The sequence below is a fragment of the Limnohabitans sp. Rim8 genome, from assembly GCF_945869175.1.
GTDB lineage: Bacteria > Pseudomonadota > Gammaproteobacteria > Burkholderiales > Burkholderiaceae_C > Limnohabitans_A.
Window position 1 is genome coordinate 1 of sequence record NZ_CAMBNZ010000118.1, and the last position, 7,020, is coordinate 7,020.

A 7,020-nucleotide genomic window follows, 5' to 3' on the forward strand; every position below is an offset into this window, starting at 1 on the left:
CCCAGGTGATCACCGCCGCCCAGATTGGTGACGATGGCCACGTTGCAGCGATCAAAACCCAAGCCTTCACGCAGCAGTCCACCACGCGCGGTTTCAAACACGGCGGCGTCCACTTCGGGGTGCATCAGCACATTGCGGGCGCTGCGCGGGCCGCTGCAATCGCCGGAGTCGGTCTGACGGCCATTGACGTAAACGCCATCGGTGTTGGTCATGCCCACGCGCAGGCCTTGGGCCTTGAGCAAGTGGGCGGTCAGGCGCACGGTGGTGGTTTTGCCATTGGTGCCAGTGACCGCGATCACGGGAATGCGGCCTGTGGCACCGTTGGGGAACATTTGGTCAATGACCGCATTGCCCACATCGCGGCCCTTGCCATAAGACGGGGTGATGTGCATGCGCAAACCGGGCGCTGCGTTGACTTCAACGATGCCGCCGTTTTGATCTTCCAGGGGCCGCAAAACAGATTCGCACACCACATCGACGCCGCAAATGTCCAGCCCCACCATTTGAGCTGCTTCTATGACGCGGGCGGCCACTTCAGGGTGCACATCGTCGGTGACGTCGGTCGCGCTGCCCCCCGTCGAGAGGTTGGCGTTGCTGCGCAAAATGACGCGGCGCCCCTTTGCGGGCACCGATTCGGGCTCAAGGTCTTGGGCGTGCAAACGGCCAATGGCGATGTCGTCGAATTTGATTTTGGTCAGGGATGTGGAGTGGCCCGTTCCGCGACGGGGGTCAGCGTTGACCAGGTCCACCAGTTGGCGCACGGTGTGTTTGCCGTCACCGACCACCAAGGGCGGCTCACGGCGAGCCGCAGCGATCAACTTGTTGCCGACCACCAGCAGTCGGTAATCATGACCGGGCAAGAATTTTTCGACCATCACGGTGCCGTAGCGCACAGCGGTGGCGTAGGCCTTGTCGAACGTGGTGCGCTCTGTGATGTTGACGCTGACCCCTTTGCCTTGGTTGCCATCTTGCGGTTTGACCACCACGGGTAGGCCCACTTCCAAGGCAATGGACCAGGCTTCGTCGGGCGTTTGGGCCGGACGGCCCAAGGGTACGGGCACGCCAGCAGCGTGCAGCAACTGTTTGGTCAGGTCTTTGTCTTGGGCAATGGATTCGGCGATCGCGCTGGTAGAGTCAATTTCTGCAGCCTGAATGCGTCGCTGTTGCGAGCCCCAGCCAAATTGCACCAGGCTGCCATCGGTCAGGCGCCGATATGGCACGCCACGCGCCACCGCTGCATCCACAATGGCACCGGTCGATGGGCCCAGGCGCACGTCCTCGTCCAACCCGTGCAGTTGGGCCAGTGCGCTTTCCAGGTCAAAGCCATGACCGGCTATCGCGGCTTGGCACACTTGATCCGCCAGCTCCAGCGCCAAGCGGCCCACACTTTCTTCGGAATACTGAACCACGACTTGGTAAACGCCGGCCTCTTGAGTGGCGGTGGTTCGGCTGAAGGTGACGGGGCAGCCTGCTTGGGCTTGCAAGGCCAGGGTGACTTTCTCAAGCGCATGCGCCATGGATGGCGCCTGGCCTGAGCGGTTGCCATCGATGGGACCCACCTCTGGGAAAATGTGGCGCAGACGCTGTTCGATCGGGTGATTGGTCGAGAGGATGCGTTCAGCCTCAGTGCAGGTCACGATGGCTTCCATGGCCGTGTGACGGGTCCATAAATTGGGACCGCGCAATGCGCGAATTCTTGACACTTCCATGAACCGGGATTCCTTTGATGCGCGAAGGCCAGGGGCTCGTCGGGCGTTAATGTGAGGTGTTCTGGCCGAAGCTTTTCATGCCAGCACGGACCAGGTCCATGCCAATGTCCAAGGCCCAAGCCACACAAGCGGCGACGAGCATGTCATGGGTGTTGAGCTTGCCGTCCTGAAGCAGTCGGGCGACAGCAGGCCGTTTGGTCGACAGCACCAAAGACTCGCGTAGGCCTTCGCTGAGCACCAGTTGTCCATCACGCCAAAAACCCACACGCCCGCCTTGCGCTCGATGCGCCTTCAAGCGGGGGGTATTCTCGTCATCGGCATAAAAGACCACGCTGCCGTCGCAGTAGCTGGCCAGTTCGGCCACTTGCGCATCGGCGGCATGCAGTACGGCGGTGCCATGGGGCAAGACCACATCGATTTGGGTGCGCACATAGGACGGCATTTTGTCGTCACTGCCGGGGTACAGGTCGTCCAGCCCCTGAGCCTTGGGCATGGAGGTCACCACACCGACTTGGCAGCGGTCATAAGGCAAACCCTCGGCCAGCAAATGGCGTGCGGTGCTTTCAAAGACAGCGGCCTGAACCGAACGGTTGATCAACAGCCGCTGCGCATTGTCCCAATCCATGCCATCCTGGGTATGAAGCTGACGCTGGTTCATGTACAAGCCGTCTGCGCAGGCCAAGCCGGTGTACAGGCCTTTTAAGTGCAACAGCCATGACACCAACTTGGCGGGTCGGGTGGTGTCTCCATCGCCCAAGAAGCCCACCAAGGGGATGCGCCCCATTTCTGCAGGCTTGAACAAATGGTTGGCAATGGCTTGGCCTACGGGACGGGGTTTGCCTGAGGCTGGCTTGAGGTGCATCAGCAAGCCCGGGCCCGCATTGACTTCGACAATCGCACCGCCTTGTGCGGCCAAGGGTTGGGAAATGTCTTGTGCCACCAAGTCAACCCCTGCGATGTCCAAGCCCACCACACGGGCGGCCAAAACAGCCAGTGCCGCCACGTCCGGGTGAACCTCATCTGTGACATCCAGAGCCATGTTGCCGGTGCGCATGATCAGCACATCGCGGTCCTTTTCAGGCACGCTGTCTGCTGTCAGGCCTTGGCGCTTGAGCTCGAGCACCGAGGTGGTGTGATCGTCCAGCCGGATGGTGTCGAGGGGAAAATCTTCTTCTTCGCCGCGCCGGGGGTCAGAATTGATTTGGATCTCGATGAGTTCGGCCACGGTGTGAACGCCATCGCCCACCACGCTGGCGGTTTCGCCTTTGTTGGCTGCGGCCACTTGGTCTCCCACCACCAACAGGCGGTGCTCTTCGCCCAAGATGAAGCGCTCCACGATGACCTCGCTGCCTTCGGCCAGGGCGATGTCGTAGGCGGCGGCGATGTCTTCCTGTTTGGACAACTCCAGCGACACGCCCCGGGCATGGTTGCCATCGGTGGGTTTGACGCAAACGGGCAAGCCCACCGCTTGTGCGGCTTCCCAGGCAGCTGTCGGGCTGTCCACGATTTGGCCTTCTGGCACAGGCACACCGCACATGCTGAGCAGCTGTTTGGTCAGGTCCTTGTCTTTGGAGATGCCTTCGGCAATGGCGCCTGTGCGATCGGTTTCGGCCGTCCAGATGCGACGCTGCTGGTCACCGTGGCCCAGTTGGACCAGATTGCCATCGTTCAAACGGATGGCAGGGATGCCGCGGTCAGCGGCGGCATCGACGATGCTGGCGGTGCTGGGTCCAATGCACAGGCTGTCCACCATTTGTTTGAGGCGGTTGATTTCGTCTTGCACATCAAAAGGGCGGTTGTCGATGGCCGCCAAAATCAAGCCACGCGCCGTCTCCAGGGCACTGCGGCTGACGGCTTCATGGCGCGTACGGATCACCACCTTGTAAACACCCCTGGGGCCCGCTTCACGGGCTTTGCCAAAACCGGTTTGCATGCCCGCTTGCGTTTGCAGTTCAAGGGCCACATGCTCCAGCACATGTCCAGCCCAAGTGCCTTGTTCCAGTCGTTGCAAGAAACCACCACGTTCGCCCACACTGCACCGGTGCTCGATGAGGCCCGGTAACCAAGCGTTCAGGCGTGCGTTGAAACCTGGCAGGGTGTTGGAGGGAAAGTCTTCCAAAGCGCCGATGTCGATCAGTGCTTCCATCACAGGACGGTAAGTCCAGATGTTGGGTCCGCGCAAATGGGTCATGCGCAGAAATTGGATGTTGTGGGCGTTCATGGGTGAGAAGGGCGGCGATACAATGACAAGCCCTTTGCGGCGCTGCTGGATGGCTCAGGATTCAAAAGATACATGGGCAGTTCTTGTGCCGTGGTGTGCGACATCCATTGTTGTTTATTGTCTCGTCGTCCGCCTGGTTCGTTCGAGATGTTTCCGGTTCTTCTTTCATGACATCCACTTCCACTTTGCCCACTGCGTCCCGTCAGGTCTTGCCTGATGCATGGCAGGTTGAAGTTCAGTCTTGCCTACTGCCTCATGAAAACGCAACAGCTTGGCTGGAGGTTGACCTCGACAGCCATTTGCGATTTGCCAAAAGCCTGATCATTTTGACCGATCAGCGGGTCTTATCCCGCTTTGAAGGCGAAAAAAACTGGTCGGTTTGGGCTTTGCAGCCCGCTTTGTCGCTCAAATTGACCGACCATGCCGGCGTCGGTTGTTTGGTCTTGAGCAGTGCTTCGGGTCAATTGGCGGTGTGGCGCTTCACTTTGGGCTTGCAAGAAGCCGTGGCAAGGTGGGTCACGCAATTCGAGAGCCAATTGGCCCAATGGGGAAGCCCCTCAGAGGGGCGTCCTTTGCAAAGCAAGATCTCAGGAGCTGTCTGTCCGGTTTGTCAAACCGTCATGACCGATGAGGACGAGGAATGCCCCAGTTGCGGCCGTGAAGATTTGGCCCCACCCTCGACTTGGACCTTGTTCAAGTTGTGGCGCTTTGCCCATCCGTACAGAGGCTCCTTGTTGGTCGGTTTTTTGTTGACCTTGGCCGCGACTGCTGCCACATTGGTGCCGCCATACCTCACCATGCCGCTGATGGACGACATCTTGATCCCTTACCAAAATGGCAAAGACATCGACCCGCAATTGGTGTCTTTGTATTTGATGGGTTTGTTGGCGTCGGCCTTGTTGGCTTGGGGCTTGGGATGGGCCAAAACCTACATCTTGGCCTTGGTGTCAGAGCGCATCGGGGCCGATCTGCGCACCACCACCTATGAGCATTTGCTCAAACTGTCACTCGAGTATTTTGGCGGGCGGCGCACGGGTGACTTGATCGCCCGCATCGGCAGTGAGACCGACCGCATCAACGTGTTTTTGTCGCTGCACCTGCTGGACTTTGCGACCGACGTGTTGATGATTGTGATGACGGCGGTGATCTTGTTCACCATCAACCCGACCTTGGCCTTGGTCACCTTGTTGCCCTTGCCCTTCATTGCGTGGTTGATCCATGTGGTGCGCGAGAAACTGCGCACCGGGTTTGAAAAAATCGACCGCGTTTGGGCCGAAGTGACCAATGTGCTGACCGACACCATTCCCGGTATCCGTGTGGTGAAAGCCTTTGCCCAAGAAGACCGCGAAGCCCAGCGCTTCAAGGATGCGAACGCACACAACCTGCAAGTCAACAACCGGTTGAACCGGGTCTGGTCTCTGTTTTCACCCACCGTGACCTTGATGACTGAAATTGGTTTGCTGGTGGTTTGGGGTTTTGGCATCTGGCTGGTCTCGGATGACCAAATCACAGTGGGGGTGTTGACCGCTTTTCTGGCCTACATCGGGCGCTTTTACAGCCGTCTGGATTCGATGAGCCGCATTGTGTCGAACACGCAAAAAGCGGCTTCTGGGGCCAAGCGCATCTTTGACATCCTGGACCATGTGTCGAGCGTGCCTGAGCCGGTCCATCCCGTGGCTTTGCCGCCCAAAGTGAAAGGCCACATCACGGTGCGCGATGCGGGCTTTCGCTATGGCAACCGGGCGGTGATCCGCCAACTCAATCTGGACATCCAACCGGGTCAGATGATTGGTTTGGTGGGTCACAGTGGCTCAGGCAAAAGCACCTTGGTCAACCTGATTTGCCGCTTTTATGACCTGAGCGAAGGCTCGATCGAGCTCGATGGCACCGACATTCGCCAGCTCAAGGTGGCCGATTACCGCCGCCAAATTGGTTTGGTGCTGCAAGAGCCGTTCTTGTTCTTCGGCACCATTGCCGACAACATCGCCTATGGGAAACCAGAGTCGAGCCGAGACGACATCGTGGCGGCTGCCCGTGCGGCCCATGCCCATGAGTTCATTTTGCGCATGCCGCAGGGCTACGATTCCTTGGTGGGAGAGCGCGGCCAAGGCTTGTCGGGTGGTGAGCGTCAGCGCATTTCGATTGCCCGCGCGCTGCTCATCAATCCGCGCATTTTGATTTTGGACGAAGCCACTTCGGCGGTCGACACCGAGACCGAAAAAGAAATCCAGCGCGCTTTGGACAACTTGGTGCGTGGTCGCACCACGATCGCCATCGCCCACCGCTTGTCTACCCTGCGCAAAGCCGATCGCCTGGTGGTCATGGACCAAGGGGTCGTGGTGGAAGAGGGCACGCACGATGCTTTGATCGAGGCACAAGGCGCTTACTGGCGCTTGTACGAAGCGCAGCAACGCCAAGCTGAAGCCCAAGCGGTTTTGGGTGGTAGCCTGTCTGAAGAGCAAAAGGTGAGTGCATGAACCCGTTCGATTTGCAACGCGATGCCTTTGGACTTTGGGTGTTGGTGATGCCCGATGGAACGCGCCACAGTCCAGTGACGGCTTTGCGGGCTTATCCCGTGACTGCTCCGAACGAGGGGGTGGCGCTGATGGGTGCCGATGGACACGAGATTCATTGGATTGAAGCCTTGGCGCTGTTGGCCGAGCCGCTGCGCTCGCAGGTGTTGCAAGCGCTGAACGAGCGGGAATTTTTGCCTGAAATTTTGCAGTTGACGGCCGTCAGCAGCTTTGCCACGCCCAGCACTTGGTCGGTGCAAACCGATCGAGGCGATACCCAGTTTCTGCTAAAGGGTGAGGAAGACATTCGCCGCCTCACAGGCACAGTCCTGCTCATCAACGACGCCAACGGCGTTCAGTTCATGATCCGCGACTTGACGGCCATGGACAAGCATTCGCGCAAGCTGCTCGACCGCTTTCTTTGAAGCATGGCGCCGAACGCGGCGTCTCGAAAAAAACGGCTGTGCGACGCCAGTCCAACAGCCGTTTTTTTAAACTCGGGGCTCAGGCACCAAAAAAGCCTTTGAGCTTGTCGGTCCAGGTTTCGCCGCTCGGTTGGTGCTTGCCGCCACCTCTG

4 protein-coding genes are annotated in these 7,020 nt (G+C 59.1%); 2 read left to right on the forward strand and 2 right to left on the reverse strand.

What is annotated here, in order from left to right; translation table 11 throughout:
• Both cphA (Q0O19_RS13460) and cphA (Q0O19_RS13465) read right to left on the reverse strand, forming a co-directional pair.
• Positions 1–1,709 (reverse strand): cyanophycin synthetase (gene cphA, locus Q0O19_RS13460; protein ID WP_295523795.1); only part of this gene is annotated, 1,709 nt, incomplete at its 3' end.
• Between the two features lie 46 nt (positions 1,710–1,755).
• A complete protein-coding gene (gene cphA / locus Q0O19_RS13465) occupies positions 1,756–3,930 on the reverse strand; it encodes a cyanophycin synthetase (protein WP_295523796.1) in 2,175 nt (724 codons plus the stop codon).
• A 167-nt stretch (positions 3,931–4,097) separates the two neighbouring features.
• Between cphA (Q0O19_RS13465) and Q0O19_RS13470 the strand changes: the two genes are divergently transcribed.
• The gene (locus tag Q0O19_RS13470) at positions 4,098–6,407 is read left to right on the forward strand and encodes an ABC transporter ATP-binding protein (RefSeq protein ID WP_295523798.1); all 2,310 of its coding nucleotides are present in this window, start codon (positions 4,098–4,100) and stop codon (positions 6,405–6,407) included.
• Positions 6,404–6,868, forward strand: a complete 465-nt coding sequence (locus Q0O19_RS13475) for a DUF1854 domain-containing protein (protein ID WP_295523800.1) — start codon at positions 6,404–6,406, stop codon at positions 6,866–6,868. The genes Q0O19_RS13470 and Q0O19_RS13475 overlap by 4 nt, the downstream gene beginning before the upstream one ends.
• Positions 6,869–7,020: the final 152 nt, after the last annotated feature.

Bases quoted from the DNA above. Each gene is read 5' to 3' on its own strand.
- cphA (WP_295523796.1), bottom strand. From the start codon at position 3,930: ATGAACGCCCACAACATCCAATTTCTGCGCATGACCCATTTGCGCGGA.
- Q0O19_RS13470 (WP_295523798.1), top strand. From the start codon at position 4,098: ATGACATCCACTTCCACTTTGCCCACTGCGTCCCGTCAGGTCTTGCCT.
- Q0O19_RS13475 (WP_295523800.1), top strand. From the start codon at position 6,404: ATGAACCCGTTCGATTTGCAACGCGATGCCTTTGGACTTTGGGTGTTG.